General features: G+C 51.0%; 17 protein-coding genes. 9 read left to right on the forward strand and 8 right to left on the reverse strand.

Annotated elements, in window-relative coordinates; genetic code table 11:
* Window positions 1–53 precede the first annotated feature (53 nt).
* On the reverse strand, window positions 54–1,253 hold the full coding sequence (coaBC, locus tag KQI10_RS05440; RefSeq protein ID WP_216566396.1) for a bifunctional phosphopantothenoylcysteine decarboxylase/phosphopantothenate--cysteine ligase CoaBC: 1,200 nt from the start codon (window positions 1,251–1,253) through the stop codon (window positions 54–56).
* 156 nt (window positions 1,254–1,409) lie between these two features.
* Between coaBC and KQI10_RS05445 the strand changes: the two genes are divergently transcribed.
* Complete coding sequence (locus tag KQI10_RS05445) at window positions 1,410–2,198, forward strand: type III pantothenate kinase (protein ID WP_216566397.1); 789 nt, start codon at window positions 1,410–1,412, stop codon at window positions 2,196–2,198.
* A 170-nt stretch (window positions 2,199–2,368) separates the two neighbouring features.
* Entirely contained in the window at window positions 2,369–2,983 is a 615-nt protein-coding gene (locus KQI10_RS05450; RefSeq protein WP_216566398.1) for an ECF transporter S component, read from the forward strand.
* A gap of 186 nt (window positions 2,984–3,169) precedes the next feature.
* On the opposite strand, the gene KQI10_RS05455 is transcribed toward KQI10_RS05450, so the two are convergent.
* Both KQI10_RS05455 and KQI10_RS05460 read right to left on the reverse strand, forming a co-directional pair.
* Window positions 3,170–3,667, reverse strand: coding sequence for a DivIVA domain-containing protein (locus KQI10_RS05455; RefSeq protein ID WP_216566399.1), 498 nt, complete (start codon window positions 3,665–3,667; stop codon window positions 3,170–3,172).
* A gap of 17 nt (window positions 3,668–3,684) precedes the next feature.
* Window positions 3,685–5,778 (reverse strand): hypothetical protein, encoded by a 2,094-nt coding sequence (locus tag KQI10_RS05460; protein WP_216566400.1) that lies wholly within the window; start codon window positions 5,776–5,778, stop codon window positions 3,685–3,687.
* A gap of 193 nt (window positions 5,779–5,971) precedes the next feature.
* Between KQI10_RS05460 and KQI10_RS05465 the strand changes: the two genes are divergently transcribed.
* Both KQI10_RS05465 and KQI10_RS05470 read left to right on the forward strand, forming a co-directional pair.
* Window positions 5,972–6,448, forward strand: coding sequence for an S-ribosylhomocysteine lyase (locus KQI10_RS05465; RefSeq protein ID WP_216566401.1), 477 nt, complete (start codon window positions 5,972–5,974; stop codon window positions 6,446–6,448).
* Between the two features lie 10 nt (window positions 6,449–6,458).
* Window positions 6,459–7,169 carry a 5'-methylthioadenosine/adenosylhomocysteine nucleosidase gene (locus KQI10_RS05470; protein ID WP_216566402.1) on the forward strand — a complete coding sequence of 237 codons (711 nt, stop codon included), beginning with the start codon at window positions 6,459–6,461 and terminating at the stop codon, window positions 7,167–7,169.
* Between the two features lie 713 nt (window positions 7,170–7,882).
* Here the strand turns inward: KQI10_RS05470 and KQI10_RS05475 are convergent.
* The 4 genes from KQI10_RS05475 to KQI10_RS05490 all read right to left on the reverse strand — a co-directional run bounded on the left by KQI10_RS05475 (window position 7,883) and on the right by KQI10_RS05490 (window position 10,491).
* Entirely contained in the window at window positions 7,883–8,290 is a 408-nt protein-coding gene (locus KQI10_RS05475; RefSeq protein WP_216566403.1) for an Rrf2 family transcriptional regulator, read from the reverse strand.
* A 4-nt stretch (window positions 8,291–8,294) separates the two neighbouring features.
* Complete coding sequence (gene nifU / locus KQI10_RS05480) at window positions 8,295–8,723, reverse strand: Fe-S cluster assembly scaffold protein NifU (RefSeq protein ID WP_216566404.1); 429 nt, start codon at window positions 8,721–8,723, stop codon at window positions 8,295–8,297.
* A 17-nt stretch (window positions 8,724–8,740) separates the two neighbouring features.
* Complete coding sequence (nifS, locus tag KQI10_RS05485) at window positions 8,741–9,928, reverse strand: cysteine desulfurase NifS (RefSeq protein WP_216566405.1); 1,188 nt, start codon at window positions 9,926–9,928, stop codon at window positions 8,741–8,743.
* Between the two features lie 107 nt (window positions 9,929–10,035).
* A complete protein-coding gene (locus tag KQI10_RS05490) occupies window positions 10,036–10,491 on the reverse strand; it encodes a GAF domain-containing protein (protein WP_216566406.1) in 456 nt (151 codons plus the stop codon).
* 160 nt (window positions 10,492–10,651) lie between these two features.
* Here KQI10_RS05490 and KQI10_RS05495 point away from each other — a divergent pair, with 160 nt between their 5' ends.
* Window positions 10,652–11,611: a SpoIVB peptidase S55 domain-containing protein gene (locus tag KQI10_RS05495; RefSeq protein WP_216566407.1), complete on the forward strand. Its 960-nt coding sequence runs from the start codon at window positions 10,652–10,654 to the stop codon at window positions 11,609–11,611.
* A gap of 34 nt (window positions 11,612–11,645) precedes the next feature.
* On the opposite strand, the gene KQI10_RS05500 is transcribed toward KQI10_RS05495, so the two are convergent.
* On the reverse strand, window positions 11,646–11,990 hold the full coding sequence (locus tag KQI10_RS05500; RefSeq protein ID WP_216566408.1) for a TfoX/Sxy family protein: 345 nt from the start codon (window positions 11,988–11,990) through the stop codon (window positions 11,646–11,648).
* A gap of 272 nt (window positions 11,991–12,262) precedes the next feature.
* On the opposite strand from KQI10_RS05500, the gene KQI10_RS05505 reads away from it, so the two are divergent.
* From KQI10_RS05505 to KQI10_RS05520, 4 genes are all read left to right on the forward strand, one after another.
* A complete protein-coding gene (locus KQI10_RS05505) occupies window positions 12,263–12,754 on the forward strand; it encodes a helix-turn-helix transcriptional regulator (RefSeq protein ID WP_256445302.1) in 492 nt (163 codons plus the stop codon).
* A 32-nt stretch (window positions 12,755–12,786) separates the two neighbouring features.
* Window positions 12,787–13,137, forward strand: coding sequence for a TnpV protein (locus KQI10_RS05510; protein WP_022402617.1), 351 nt, complete (start codon window positions 12,787–12,789; stop codon window positions 13,135–13,137).
* Between the two features lie 413 nt (window positions 13,138–13,550).
* Window positions 13,551–14,900: an ATP-binding protein gene (locus tag KQI10_RS05515; protein WP_022402616.1), complete on the forward strand. Its 1,350-nt coding sequence runs from the start codon at window positions 13,551–13,553 to the stop codon at window positions 14,898–14,900.
* A gap of 61 nt (window positions 14,901–14,961) precedes the next feature.
* Window positions 14,962–16,113: a hypothetical protein gene (locus KQI10_RS05520; RefSeq protein ID WP_216566410.1), complete on the forward strand. Its 1,152-nt coding sequence runs from the start codon at window positions 14,962–14,964 to the stop codon at window positions 16,111–16,113.
* Window positions 16,114–16,174: the final 61 nt, after the last annotated feature.

Here is a 16,174-nt window from a genome sequence, read left to right on the forward strand (position 1 = left end):
TCCTTTCTGTATCCGTGATTCACGCCCCTGCCTGAAAGCAGGGGCGTAAACAATTATTTCCGTCTCTCCAGAATGGCGTCCAGCAGTTGGGATGCCACCTGATCCTTGCCCATAAGGGGCAGCTCCCGGATACCGTCGGCGGTCAGGATAGTAACCACATTGGTGTCCACGCCGAAGCCCGCGCCTGCTACCTTCAGATTGTTGGCAGCAATCATATCCAGATGCTTTTTCGCAAGCTTTTTCTTGGAATTCTCCACCATGTCCCGGGTCTCCATAGAGAAGCCGCAGACAAACAGGCCCGGATGCCGATGCTCAGCTACCCAGCCTAAGATATCATCCGTCCGCTCCAGAGGGATAGACATGTCGCCGGGCTGTTTTTTGATTTTGTCCTCGGCGACGTTGGCGGGCCGATAGTCAGCCACGGCTGCGGCTTTTATCAAAATATCCGTTTCCGGCAAGGCTGTTTGCACTGCCTCAAACATATCTCTGGCGGAGACCACATCCACCGTTTTGACACCGGGTACAGGTTTTAGCGCCGTAGGGCCGGAGATCAGGGTCACGTCAGCTCCCCGCAGCATGGCCTCTCTGGCGATGGCATAGCCCATGCGGCCGGTGGAATGGTTGGTGAGGTAACGCACGGGGTCCAGCGCCTCCTGCGTTGGGCCCGCGGTAACGGTGACCTGCAGCCCCGCCATATCCTTTTCCCGGGCCAGCTCCATGGCAATGCAGTCCAGAAGTGTTTCCGGTTCCGGCAGCTTGCCGCTACCAACGTCCTTGCAGGCCAGCATTCCCACGGCAGGTTCGATGATTCCAAAGCCATACCGCTTCAGCCTGGCAATGTTATCCTGAGTAATGGGGTTTTCCAGCATGGCCGTATTCATTGCCGGGGCCACCAGCTTTTTGCATTTTGCGGCCAGCACCGTAGTCGTCAGCATATCGTCCGCCAGACCGTTTGCCAGCTTCGCGATGACGTTGGCAGTAGCGGGGGCGATCAGAATCAGATCCGCCGCCTTCGCCAGAGAGATGTGCTTCACATCATACTGAAAGTCCCTTGCGAAGGTGTCTACCACGCACCGATTGTTGGTCAAGGTTTCGAAGGTCAAGGGGGTAATGAATTTTGTGGCGTTCTCCGTCATTATGACATGCACCGTGGCCCCCGCTTTGCGCAGGCCTGAGGCGACATTCGCCATCTTGTAGGCTGCGATGCCGCCGGTAACGCCGAGAAGCACGCATTTCCCCTGTAAATTTTCCATAATATCCCTTCCTGCTTTCTGATTATATAAAGTATACCAAAGAAATGGAGAATTTGCAACAGGGTATTGCCAACGGGGAAAAAGCCGGGTATAATAATCGCAGCAGCCCACGGCCTTTCGCTTGCCGGGGTGAGCCTTCCGACAGGGGAATACTATATGATTCTGGTAGTTGACATCGGCAATACCACGGTTTCTTTCGGCGGCATTGAAATCAGTGACCGCAATGGGTACCGTGTGGATTTTACCACCAAGCTGGACACAAACTGCACCTGGGACACGGCGGACTATACCATCCGACTCCTGAAAAAGCTGCGGCTTCTTGGAAAAGAAACCGCCGAATTCTCCGGCATCGTGATCTCCAGTGTTGTGCCCAGGGTCTTGGACGTAGTTCGGGAGGCATTGAACTCCATATTTGGCCTGGAACCTTTGGTCGTTACCTGCGAAAGCAGATTGGGACTGACTCTGGATGTACCGGAGCCTCAGAAACTGGGCCGGGACCGTCTGGCAGACAGCGCCTGGGCGGCTGCCAACTATCCCCTTCCTGTGGTGACGGCAGATTTGGGCACGGCGACAACCTTTAACGTGATTAAAGCGGGCGGCGTTTTCTGCGGCGGCGTTATTGCGGCGGGTATGGAAACCGGATTGAAGGCGCTTGGAATCCACACAGCCCAGCTGCCCAAACTGGAACTGCGGGCCCCGGAACAAGTCATCGGCAAGAATACTGAGGCATGCATGCTCTCCGGCGCGGTCATCGGCACCGCGGCACTGTTGGATGGCATCGTCACAGCCATTGAGCAGGAACTCGGGGAACCCGTCAGCTTTGTAATCACCGGCGGCGGCGCGGCATATGTGGACAAACTGGTGCGTCATCCGCATAGTTATGATCCGAATATGATTCTCAAGGGCCTTGCTTATCTCTATCAGCTTAATAAAGCGGAAAATTAATCTTGCATTTCACGGAAAGCCTGTTATAATTAGGATGTTTGCGGCCAACGCCAGACATCCGCGCTGTATCCCGTTCCGGGAACGGCAGCGGAGGAAAAGAGCGTTGCCGCGGCAAATAAACAATGCGTTGTATCCGGCAAAGGACGGAACGACAGCAGGAGGAATTGAATATGAAAACCACAAGTACGAGCGTTCAGAGACTGACGAAGCTTGCGTTGCTGCTGGCCATTGAGCTGGCTATGCGGGCCATTGGGCTGGACTCCATTATGATTGGGCCACTGAAAATGAGCTTTTTGACCCTGCCCATTGCGGTTGCCGCAATGCTCTGCGGGCCGCTGGAAAGCATGGCTCTGGGTGCGGTCTTTGGCATTCTGAGCCTGACAGACGCCATTACCGGCCGCTCTCCGATGACGGGTACTTTTTTCGCCCTGAGTCCTGTGCACACGGTGATTCTGTGTGTAGGTATGCGGATGCTCATGGGCCTTTGCTGCGGCTATGCGTATAAGCTCTGCCGCAAAGCGGATGTCAAGGGTACCTGGAGCTATTTTGTAGGCGCTGTCAGCGCGCCTCTGCTGAACACCCTGTTCTTCATGGGCTACATCGTGCTTGTTTTTTATCGCACGGATTACATCCAGGCATTGGTCAGCAAACTGGGAGCTGCGAATCCGCTGATGTTCGTGGTGCTTCTGGTAGGCGTTCAGGGACTCATTGAAGCCGGCACCTGCGGCGTCCTGGGCGGTGTTCTGGGCAAGACCCTGGATTCCGTACTGAAGCGGCAGAATTGAAGAAACAGAAGACACCCGGAATTCCGGGTGTCTCTTTTTGCATGATATGGAATTCTTTACAGCGGTATTCCTTCCGTAGCTTTTGCGGAAAACATCCGTCAAAAGGACTATTCCAAAAAACCAAACACAGCGGGACGGCAGCTTGCCGTCCCGCTGTGTTTTCTTTTACAACGGTCCTTAAAACTGTTACTTACGCTTCGCCCGAAGGGTATCGGAGAACTTTTTCAGAGAGTCCTTTGCCGCGGCGCCAACCTCCGCCAGCCGATTCTGGGGCTGGGCCTCCAGACTTTTTTCCAAAGTCCTGCTGCGCTGTTCCGCCTGAACCGCGTCCGCCTGTGCGGCGGCCAGAGCGGAACGCATACGCTCCAGCTCAGCGTTCAGCTGCGAGGAGCGAAGTTCTTCCGCACGGAGAGCCTCTCTGGTCTGCGTGAGCTGCGTTTCCAAAGTCTGACTTTCCCGGCGCACATCCTCCAGTTCGGCGGTCAGCAGCGCAAGCCGCCGTGCCTGATCCGCATTTTCCCGAAGCTCCTGCTGCAGTCTCTTTTCGGCATTCTCCTGTTCCAGATCCCGGCGGCGGAACATCCCCTCCATCTGTTCCAGGAAAGAATCCACCTCCGCCATATTGTATCCCCGCAGGGTCCGGGAAAACTCCACTTCTCTGACAATATCCGCGTCCATTGTCATCCCTCTGCTTTCTCCTGTTAGTTGGGAACATTGCCGCGGCTGGCCACGTCCAGCACCACGTTGCAGTCAAAGTAGTTTGTGAAGAGGTTGTTGTGCCAGGCCATGGCGTTGCCCGTAACCATCAGACGGTTCTGGTGGACATAGGTGATGTTGATCTCGGTCTTGATCTCCTGGGCCGCGCCGATAAAGTAACGGTAGCCCTGACCATAGAGCACATCAAACTTGTTGCCGGAATAGTCGTCCATATCCACACCCTGGGCAAAGATGATGGTATCCACATCTCCCAGTACAGGGATTGCCTGGTTGGTGAAGTTCTGAATATCCGTCCGGATCTCATTGACGCTCATGGTCCGGTAGTTTTTGTTGGCGTAGGTATAGCAGGCGATGGTATAGCCCTTCTCCCGCAGTGCGTCCACAACCACCTTGGCCTGGGCCACCTGCTGATCCCGGTACTCCTGGCCCTTGGTGGCCACATAGGAGCTGTCGGTACGGTAGCCGAAGACGCCCTCGGAGCCGGAGACGGCCAGCGTCGCCCGGGAGCCCTTATAGACAAAGTCCGGGTGAGCCTTGATAAAGGTCTCCAGGATAGGCACCAGATCGTAGTCGCCCGTCAGGGTCTGGTTGCTGCTGTCCACATACTCTGCCTTGATATCGCCGTTGCCGTCCACCACCAGCCTGGTTGCAAAGCCGTCGCCGCCGGCGTCCGGCTCGCCGTCATCGTTGCCGTCGATCATATAGTTGAAATAGTTCACCATGGTCTCGGAGATCATGACGGGCTTTTTGCCCTCTGGCAGATAGATGGAATTATAGGAGAAATTCATGGTACCGGTCAGGTCCTGATTGCTGGCCACAAAGCTCTTCATATCCACCAGAACATAGCCGTTGTTATACAGCTGCTCCAGGATCTTGGAGAATTCCCCGGCGGTCACGAAGTTTTTGTTGTACAGTCCGCCGAACTCCTTGTCCGCATAGGCCCGCTGGGGGTCGTTGATCAGCACATGGAAGGACAGGTTGGGAATGGCGTTCACGTCCTTCCACTCCACCAGCTTGGACTTCTCATTCATATAGGCGGACTTCTTCGCCGTCAGCTCATTCTTGACGTCGTCAGAGGTGTCGGTCAGACTTTCCAGCACGGCAATGGCGCCGTCATAGTCATATTCCGTAGCCTTCAGCTCAGCCTCCGCCAGCAGCTGCTGGTAAGCGGCAGCCGCCTCGTCCGCCTGCTGCTGGGCAGCAATAGAGGACTGTTTGGCCGCCTCGTCCTTGACCTTCTTATTCTTGAAGCCATTGGTGATCGCGCCGACCACGAAGGACAGAATCAGAATCAGCGCCACGCCCGCAATGATCGCGGGCAGATAGGCCTCCTTGAAGATCTGCTCTCTGGTGGGCTTTCTTCTTCTGCGGCGGCGGCCGTTCTCATCCACATACTCCTGATCCGGCTCGTTGCGCCGGTTGATGGGCTCCATATACCAATCCAAAAATTTGGAGAGGAGGCCCGGCTTGGAAGGTTTCCGGGTGCGTTCCTTCTTCTCAGGTTCGCTCCCCTTCTCCGTACCCGCGGCGCTCCGAGGCTTCTTTTTGAAGAACTTGGAAAGGTTCAGTTTCTTCCGGTCCTCCCGGGTGCTGGGCTCGTCCACAGGCTCCACGCCCTGGGGATAGGGGTCCACATCCGGGTCGTATTCGCCGCCCTCCTCCGGGGCATAATCCTCGGGAGAATAGCTGTCCTGGGTATAGGCATCCGGGTCATAGCCGTCGGGATCAAAGCCCTCGTCGGCGGCCTGCCGGCGGTCGCGCTTGGGAAAATACAAATCCTCCCCCAGGTCCTCGCTCTCATTATAGTCGGCATCATCCGCGGTCTGACCGGTGCCGTCCCCATCGGAATAGGGGTCGAAGGTATCCTCGCTCCGAGCCTTCTCTTCCTCCATGTTGTAATCCTGGAAGTCCGCCGCGTCACCGCCGTCCTCCCCCAGAATATCCGACAAATTCAGATCATCATCGTCAAACTGCGACATATCAAAATCCCCGGGATCGTCACTGCCCAGGAACTCCTCCGGGTCAAAACCCATATCCTTGTCAAAATCAAAATCGACGTCAAAATCGTTCTTATCCATGGCAAATCCCTACCTTATGGTATAGTCAATGATATTCTATCATTCCTGCCGAAAAAAAGCAAGCCGAATTGACATAAAACATGTTTAAGAATCCATGAATCTTTTTCGGCTTCTTTCGGCGGCTTTCCTTGCTTTTCGACCTGTTCTGTGGTATCATGTCCGGGAAAATACGAAATTACCCGGAGGGTTTTCTATGGAAAAAATTACCAGCTTTACCATTGACCATATCCGCCTTCAGCCCGGGCTTTACGTCTCCCGGAAAGATGCCGTGGGGACGGAGACCGTCACCACCTTCGATCTGCGGCTCACCAGCCCCAACGAGGAGCCTGTGATAAACACCGCGGAGGTGCATACCATTGAGCACCTGGCGGCCACATTCCTGCGGAATGATCCTGTCTGGAAGGACCGCGTTCTCTACTTTGGCCCCATGGGCTGCCGGACCGGCTTCTACCTGCTGCTTGCGGGAGATCTCTCCTCCCGGGATGCGCTGCCTCTGGTAACGGACTGCTTCCGCTTCATCCGGGACTATCGGGGCGAGGTCCCCGGCGCCAGCCCCAGAGACTGCGGGAACTACCTGGATATGAATCTTCCCATGGCAAACTACTGGGGCAGACGCTACACCGCTCTGCTGGAGAACATTACGGACGACCGGCTCACATACCCGGAATAAGGAGGACACTATGACAAAGCTTGGAATCATCGGAGCCATGACCCAGGAGGTCGAAACCCTGGTCGCATCCATGGCCGATCACATTGCAAAAGAAATCGCCGGCAGCACCTTTTATGAAGGCACTCTGGATGGACTGCCCGCCGTCATCGTCCAGTGCGGCGTGGGCAAGGTCAACGCTGCCTTGTGCGCGCAGATCCTCTGCTCCTGCTTTGGGGTCACCCACCTGGTGAACACCGGCATTGCGGGTTCCCTTTCCAACGACTTGGACATTGCGGATCTGGTAGTCAGCCGGGACGCCATGTACCATGACTTCGACTGCGTTCACTTCGGCTACCCTTATGGAAAAGTGCCCGGTATGGATGTGATTTCCTTCCCGGCAGATGAAACCCTGATGGCCTATGCCTTTTCTGCCGCCGAAGCCGTGAACCCCGGCCACACAAAAATCGGCAGAGTGGCCAGCGGCGACCAGTTCATCGCCAGCAAGGAAACGAAAGATTCTATCATCGAGAAAACCCATGCCCTCTGCACCGAAATGGAAGGCACCGCCATCGCCCAGACAGCCTACCGCAACGGCATTCCCTTCGTGATCCTGCGGGCCATTTCCGACAAAGCTGACAACAGTGCGGAAATGGACTACCCCACCTTTGAGACTCTTTCCGCCCACCGCTGCGCGGAGGTCACCCACCGGCTGGCCAAGATGCTGCTGGAAGCGGAAAACTAAAATCCGATCTCCAGGGAAGCTCTGATTAAATCGACAAGAGCTGACGCTTTCCTCCGCGTCCTCCCGGCTCAGCAGTATCCGGTTCGCCAGCGTATGCAGCCTCCGGCCATAGGCCAGGTCCGTTTCGTGGATGGCCTGCGCATCCCGTGCCAGAAACAGGGCAATGATCTGTGTGTCGTCCAATGCGTGTCACTCCTTTCTCCGGGAATCTCTGAGGTTCCTCACCCATGTAATAAGAATTGGAAGGGGAAAAGTCACGGGTTTCAAAAGAAATCTGACTATATTTTAGCATGATATGCCAACTTTCGTAAATAGCGGCCTTTGAAAACGCGTTCATATATCTGCGCTGTGTCGACAAATATATGTCAGTCTCGCAAAAATTACAGGTTTTAGAGTGAGAGAATAGCTCTATTTGCCTGGAAATTTTCAGATGCTCCCTGGTTCTATAATAAATGCTGGGGTCAGGCTATGCGCCTGACCCCTTTGCTATACAAAAAAGGTGAGCATAGAGATACAATCTTTTACAACAAAAGTACCCTACGGCACTGAAAGGAACATCTCTATGCGCAATAAAGACGATACCACAAAGCTGCCGAAAGGGCCTGCCGCCTGCAAATCACAGACAACAAGCCCTTTCGGCAGCTTGAACAATTTACGTTAAAACTTTTGTCTAACTTTTAGGGGGCAGTTCATTTCCCGGGCCATGCGGTCAATTATTTTTCTTTCAGCAGGTCCGCCAGGGTGATTCCCTCAAAGAAATCATCGATCATGGCGTCCAGCTTGTCCCACATGGGCCTTGTCTCGCAGCAGGAGCTGCGGGAGCAGGCGGAGGGGCCTTCCGAAGTGCAGGATACGGCGCTGAGACCGCCCTCTGTGAGCTTCAGAATGCTGCCCACCGTATACTTTTCGGGAGGCCGATTCAGGCGATAGCCGCCGCCCTTGCCGTGTACCGCGTCCACCAGACCGCCCTTGGATAAAATAGTCATAATGGACTCCAGGTATTTCAGGCTGATTCCTTCCTGCTCAGCAATCTCCTTAATGGGGATGTACTCGTCCCCGCCCCGCTGTGCCATGGCTACCATCACCCGCAGGGCATAGCGTCCTTTGGTAGATACGATCATAGGCTTACTCGCAGTGCTCGCAATGCTCGCAGTCGGGGAAATCCTTCTCGTCGTAGGGCAGGCCCGCCCGGTCATAGTAGTCCTTCAGCGCATTCTTGATGGCCTCCTCGGCCAGCACGGAGCAGTGCAACTTGTGGGCAGGCAGACCGTCCAGAGCCTCGGCCACAGCCTTGTTGGTCAGAGCCATAGCCTCATGGATGGACTTGCCCTTGATCATCTCGGTAGCCATGGAAGAGGAAGCGATGGCGCTGCCGCAGCCGAAGGTCTCGAACTTCACATCTTTGATGATGTCGTCCTCGATCTTCAGGTAGATTTTCATGATATCGCCGCACTTGGCGTTGCCGACCTCACCAATGCCGTTGGCATCCTCAATGACGCCGACGTTCCGGGGATGGGTGAAGTGATCCATAACTTTTTCACTGTAAAGTGCCATTTTTCTTTTCCTCCAAATTACAGAATATAGGTTCTCTTGCCGGTCTGCAGATCTCTCCAGACAGGGGACATGCTGCGCAGATATTCAACGACCTCCGGGACACACTTCAGAATGTGGTCCATTTCCTCCATGGTATTCCACTCGCACAAGCTCAGACGCAGAGATCCATGGGCCACGTCATGAACCCGGCCAATGGCCAGCAGCACGTGGCTGGGGTCCAGGGAGCCGGAGGTGCAGGCAGAGCCGGAAGAAGCGCAGATGCCCTTCTGATCCAGCAGCAGCAGCAGGCTCTCGCCCTCAATGCCCTCAAAGCAGAAGGACACGTTGCCGGGCAGCCGGTGCACCAGGTCGCCGTTGACAGCGCTGTGGGGGATCTTGGACAGGCCCTCAATCAGCTTGTCCCGCATGGCGGAAACCTTGGCGGCGTTCTCATCAATATGGTCGCAGGCCTCCTTCATGGCAGCGGCCATGCCGCAGATGGCAGGGATATTCTCGGTACCGGCCCGCTTGCCCCGCTCCTGAGCGCCGCCCTCAATGATATTCACCAGAGGGAAGCCCTTGCGGACATACAGCGCGCCGATACCCTTGGGGCCATGGAACTTATGGCCGGACAGGCTCAGCATATCGATATTCTGTTCCTTCACATTGATGTGCAGATGCCCAACGGCCTGAACGGCATCGGTGTGGAAAGGCACGCCCGCTTCTTTGCAGATGGCGCCGATTTCGGGAATCGGCAGAATGGAACCGATCTCGTTGTTGGCATACATGGTGGTCACCAGGCAGGTATCGGGCCGGATGGCGTCCTTTACCTGCTGGGCGGTGATGTTGTGACCCTGACGCACATCCAGCAGCTCAACCTCAAAGCCTTCCTTTTCCAGCTTTTTCAGAGTGTGCAGCACGGCATGATGCTCAAAGGCAGTAGAAATAATGTGCTTCTTGCCCTTTTTCTCTCCCAGACGAGCGGCGGAAATGATGGCCTGATTGTCGGCCTCGCTGCCGCCGGAGGTGAAGATGATCTCCCGAGGCTCGCAGCCCAGGCACTGGGCAACGGTCTCCCGGGCGGCATCCAGTGCCTCCTTGGCCTTCTGGCCCACGGAGTGCAGGCTGGAAGGGTTGCCGTAAATGGTGGTCATGTAGGGCAGCATGGCATCGATGGCCGTCTGGCTCATCTTTGTAGTTGCCGCATTATCGGCGTAAACTTGCATAAATACCTCCTATGGTTTGAAAGGACTTCGAATAGCCGAAGTTTCCCTAGTATTCCACTGGGGAGCATACCACATTTTGCCTACCCTGTCAATAGGTAAATGCTGTGTTATAGAAAAGCCTCGATGATTTTCGTCAGATTTTCCAGTTCCTGCCGGTCGTTTTCCGTAAAACGGCCCACATAGGGGCTATCCAGATCCAGCACACCCCAGAGATTCCCATTCTTATACAGCGGCACAACAACCTCGGAATTGGAGGCACAGTCACAGGCAATGTGCCCCGGAAAATTGTGGACGTTTTCTACCAGCTGGGTCCTCCCCTGCTCCGCCGCCGTGCCGCATACACCCCGGCCCAAGGGGATGCGGATACAGGCCGTCTTCCCCTGAAAGGGGCCCAGCACCAGAGCGCCGTCCGTTAAAATATAAAACCCCGCCCAGTTCAGGCCCTCCATCCGCTCCCAAATCAGAGCGGAGGTATTGGCCAGATTGGCAATGAGATAGGGCACGTTCTCTGTCAGAGACGCAAGGTCACGGCACAAAGAAGCATAGTCCGTTTCAAATTTCATAATTTTTCCCGCCTTTCACGTTCTTTCCCTATTTTAGCGGTTTTCGTGGCCACAATCAAGAAAAATCTGAGAACCCGGCCAGACCGTTCCAGATTTTTCGACTTTTTCTGCGGTTACATTGCCGTCTGCGCGGAATAGTAAGACAGAGAGGAGGGATCACATGAAACGCAGGATCGCGATTTTTATTCTTTTTTTATGGATGCTGCCCGTTTCTGCCTGGGCGGCAGATTATCTGGTGCCTGTGGGCAGTCTGGTGGGCCTGCAGCTGCGCACGGACAGCATTACGGTCGCCGCTTTTGACGATGCCCTGGGTACCGCCGCCCGGGAGGCGGGACTGAAGATCGGCGACCGGATCACCGCCGTCAACGGCACACCGGCGCAGAGCATCGAGGACATGAAGGCCATGCTGCAAAAAACGGATGGACCTGTACAGCTCAGCGTCACCCGGGGCAGCCGGAATCTGACTCTGCGGCTGACTCCCGGGCAAGAGGACGGCCAGCGGGTGCTGGGCGTCTACCTGCGCCAGGGCATCTCCGGCATCGGCACCGTCACCTGGTACGACCCGGAGACCAGACAGTTCGCCGCCCTGGGCCACGGCGTCAGCACCGGCAAGGAGGGACTTTTGAGACTGGTTTCCGGCGACATTTTCCCGGCGGAGGTCTATTCCGTCCGGAAGGGTGCCGCTGGAAATCCGGGCCTTCTCAAAGGCCAGACTCTCTCCCCCATCCCCATCGGCACTGTCTCCGCAAACACGCCACAGGGTATTTTCGGCAGCACAGCCGCAGGCTTTTCCGGTTCCCCCGTCCCCGTCGGAGACTGGGATTCCCTGCACACAGGCCCCGCCACCATCCTCGCCACCGTCGCGCAGGGGCCGCCACGGGAGTATTCTGTGGAAATTCTGAAATTATATCCCAAAGACCGTACAACCTACCGGAATTTCCTTCTGAAAGTCACAGACCCGGAACTGCTGAATACCACCGGCGGCATTGTTCAGGGAATGTCCGGCAGTCCCATTTTGCAAGACGGCAAGCTCATCGGCGCCGTGACCCATGTGCTGGTAAATGATCCAACTTCCGGCTATGGGATTTTTATTGAGAATATGCTGGAGGCGGCGGGATGAAAAACAGCTCTCCCGGAGAGGTTTTCCGGGAGAGCTAGTTCGATAAACTGGAAGTTGTTAATTTCTTCTTTTTCGGTTTTGGGGCTGGCAGTTCATCATACATTGCATGAAACAAGCCTGTCAAAAATTCCTTATTATCAACTTCATCTACCAACAGCATCTCTTTTGCTCCCTCATAGGGTAATTCATACGGAGCTGTCAGCATATAACTAATTGCTGATTTTACTGGTTTAACAAGTAATCTATCATCATAGATACCGCCTACAATCTTGCCACGATAATAAATAATAAATTCTCCCATCATAGCTCGATAAGTAATTTCTTCTAACTCAGATAGCTGCCCTAAAATAAACTCTAAGTATTCCTTGCTTGATGCCATATTTCCTCCTCAAATTACGATTTTCTCAATTCTCCAATGCTTGAAGTTGTAAATATCATTTTACATTTTTATATGAAATCACAATATGACTTGGTGCAAATAATACTGATGCAATAATCAATAGCACTGACCTACTCATAATCCCACTAAATAAGAACAACATTGAAGGAATAATAGAAAGTGCTAATGCTCTGAAAACGCTGTTTTTCTTAAAACATATAATCCAAATAGCACAATAAAGCATTTGCAATGGTATTTTCAATCACACATTGTTGTGTGAATTTCATCAAGGCAAGCTGTTACTCCATTTAACGATACCTTTTGAAGAAAAGCCAAAGACCAACTTACCGAGCGACAATCTCAAGTACTACCGTCAGCGAAAACAGATGACAACAAGACAGTTGGCGGAAAAGATGGATATTGTACCATCAACTGTTGTGATGTATGAAAATGGAAAACATCCTATTCCTTATAATGTAGCTATTAAGCTGGCAGATGTTTTGGAAATCGAAGCGTCCTTACTCTATGATGATTTCTCTCGTTTCCTTTCTGTACCCTATACCGAAGCGCTAAAGAGCGTTAGAACGGCTTTGGGGCTGTCACAGAAGGCTTTTGCAGAACGGATAGGGCTTGTACCAAGCTACTACTATAAAATCGAAGAAGGCAATCGCAGACCGTCACGAAAGGTTTATCAGAAGATATATGCTGCGCTTGAAACGACCAGTCTACAAACTTCACTTTTAGGGGAGCATCCATTACAATGAAAGTGAAAGAAAAAATGATTGGAGGAGTTGCTATGACACAGAATTTGACTTATACCCGTTGTGGTGATTATCTCATCCCTGATGTTCGGTTGAGCTATGTAAGCGATAAACCACTTGGGAAGTACGGTAGAATGCGCAGAGTTTTTCTTGCGGAAAATAATCCAATACTCTTAGATGACATGATTCTAACAGAGACATTATTTCCGCATTTATGGGAAATTGACGAAACTGCTCACCGTAGAGTGGAACAGATAATGACTGAACTTCTGGAGAAAAATCCGGCTCCGGATAAGTCAACTCAACAATTTGCATGGATTCAGCACATGAATATGCTGAAAGCACAGGCTGAAGAAATTATAGTTGCAGAGCTGATTTACAGTTAAATAACCAATAAAAGAATGGGCTGGCTCGAAAGGGTCAGTCCATTTGTTATGCAGAAAAACAATTCTTGAATTGTGTTTTTGACAGTTCCAGAATTGTGATTTTCACAATTCAAGAGTTGTGAAAATCACAATGTAATAATACTGATAATAACTATACTGATTATAGTGATACTGATCCGTTCCTTTCTCTTCCTATCCGGAATGGAAAAGAAATGATAAGATGTTATATAACTGATGATGAGGCAGTGGTATGCCTCTATTGCAGAATATCTTTTTCACTATCTCATATAGAAATGTGATCGATGAGCATAAAAAATTAATAATTTTGTGATTGTAATTTATATAGATTTCGCATATAATAAAAGCGTGATTATAAAGCATAAGACTCCAATAAAAATGTGAGGAGTGATTCTATGGAACGATTTATCTTAAAAAAGTTGCTGGATTGGAAGAATTCTCCCTACCGCAAGCCTTTAATCTTGAAGGGCGTACGTCAGGTGGGTAAGACTTGGATTCTGAAAGAGTTCGGCAGACACTATTATGAAAATACCGCCTATTTCAACTTTGACGAGAACGAGGAATATAAGCAATTCTTTGAAACTACAAAAGATGTTGACCGTATCCTGCAAAATTTGATGCTGGCAAGCGGTCAGAAGATAGTGCCGGAAAAGACCCTCATCATCTTTGATGAGGTGCAGGACTGCCCTAAGGTCATCAACTCCATGAAATATTTTTGTGAGAATGCCCCGCAGTATCACATTGTCTGCGCCGGTTCTCTGCTGGGCATTGCTCTGGCAAAGCCATCTTCCTTCCCGGTAGGCAAGGTCAACTTCATGCAGATTGACCCTATGACCTTCACAGAATTTCTGCTTGCCAACGGTGATGAAAACTTAGCAAAGTATCTGGAAACGGTAAACACCATTGAACCGATTCCCGATGCGTTCTTTAATCCTCTGTATGAGAAATTGAAAATGTACTATGTGACTGGCGGTATGCCGGAATCAGTTAAAATGTGGACAGAGGCAAGGGATGTTGCAGCCATGCAAGAAGCCTTGTCTGGTATTATCGGTGCGTATGAGCGGGACTTTGCAAAACATCCCAATATCAGCGAGTTCCCAAAGATTTCGATGATCTGGAAATCGATTCCTTCTCAACTGGCAAGGGAGAATAAAAAGTTTATCTACAAGGTTGTCAAAGAAGGGGCCAGAGCCCGTGAGTACGAGGATGCTTTGCAGTGGCTGGTGGATGCCCGATTGGTTCATAAAATCTACCGTAGCTCCGCTCCTGGTCTTCCAGTGGCTGCCTACGATGACCTCTCGGCCTTTAAGATTTATTTGGTGGATGTTGGTCTGCTCCGCCGTCTGGCACAGTTGGCCCCCACTGCTTTTGGTGAAGGTAACCGCCTTTTCACTGAATTCAAAGGCGCATTAACTGAAAACTTTGTGTTGCAGACTTTAATTACTCAGTTTGAAGTCATGCCCCGTTATTGGAGCCAGAATAATCCACCTTATGAAGTGGATTTCCTCATACAACGAGAAAATGACATTTTCCCTGTTGAGGTCAAGTCTGAGGCCAATACCACCAGCAAGAGCCTTAAGAAGTTTAAGGAGCTGTTCCCGGATCAAGTCAAGCTCCGTGTGCGGTTCTCTCTGGATAATCTGAAGCTGGATGATGATGTACTGAACATCCCTTTGTTCATGGCTGATCAAGCAGATAGATTGATTGGATTGGCATTAGAAAAGAAGAATAGCTTTGGTCAGTAATGGTTCATCAATATAAAAAGTAACAATTTGACCTATAGAATGAAAGAAATAGAAAGGTGATATGATGGTCAAAGGCTTCATTTTCTTCAGAGACGGAAAGATACCATTCGTAATCGAAAACTACCGCATGGAATTATTTACGGATGACTCGCTGCTGGATGATTTTTGTAAAGAATATAATTTTAAAGAAAACTATATCCTGCATGGACAATGTTTTGATATCGGAATTCGTGGACGGAAAGCAACTTTTTTAGTAGAAAACTCTATGGGCAGTACCTGCTATTTACGTTGCTATACTATCAATATGTTCGACAAAGATGAAGAGTATGACTCCATAGGCCTTCAATCACCGTCCCTCGATGAAGTTTTTAGATACGAATATGAATACATTGACATGGTGCAAGCGGGAATCAATTTGGCTATAGAGCCTAAGGTTGTATATAAGGTTCCGTTTGGTATGAACGATCAGAAGTATGAATTAGAATTCCGGATAGGTCACGATAACCGACTCGGGCTTTTGGAAGACCTCGACAGAAAGTGCGAATTGATTCTGCCACTACACACCAACGAGATACAAGAGTGCTATGATATTACTAATGTTCTACATAGGCTTGCAATGTTTATGACATCCCATGCAGAAGTTCCTTTCAAACGGATTACACTTTATAAACAAGGATTGAAAGCAGGGTGGTTCTACTGTCCTCTCATTTCAGAAGATATAGTTGGTGGGCATGGCGGTTTCTTCCACGAATTTGATGTTATGAAATACATCCCGAAAATCTTAAATAACATAGCGTTAGATTCCGGCAATAAAATAACACAAAGCATTCCCCTGGGGCATTTAGGGGATTTTAACTCCATGTATACACCGCAGCGATTTGCAGAACAAGTTATGGCGTTTGAGTATTTGTTCGACAAGCTGGATCACAAGAATGCTCAAAACCCTAAATTTCCCCTAAAAAAAGAATTGGAATGTATGTTTAATGAATTCCCACAATTACTATCACGAACGAAGATTTCTGCAGAGAAGATTAGTGATCAAATTAAGGAAATTAGGCGTACTATTGCACATGGATATGCGTATTACTATGATTTCAAAAATGACTCCAACACCAAATATTTGATGATTCTTCTCGATGAATTGATCAAATGCATGAGCTTGAAATGGATAGGGTTTTCTAATGATGACATTTCAAACTATATTCTCTTTTAGAAAAAACATACAAGCTTAATATAGAAACTCAGTTAGATACTCAGAAATTAGGCAATATGTC

Source organism: Pseudoflavonifractor sp. MSJ-30, assembly GCF_018918045.1.
In the GTDB taxonomy this organism is placed as follows: domain Bacteria; phylum Bacillota; class Clostridia; order Oscillospirales; family Oscillospiraceae; genus Faecousia.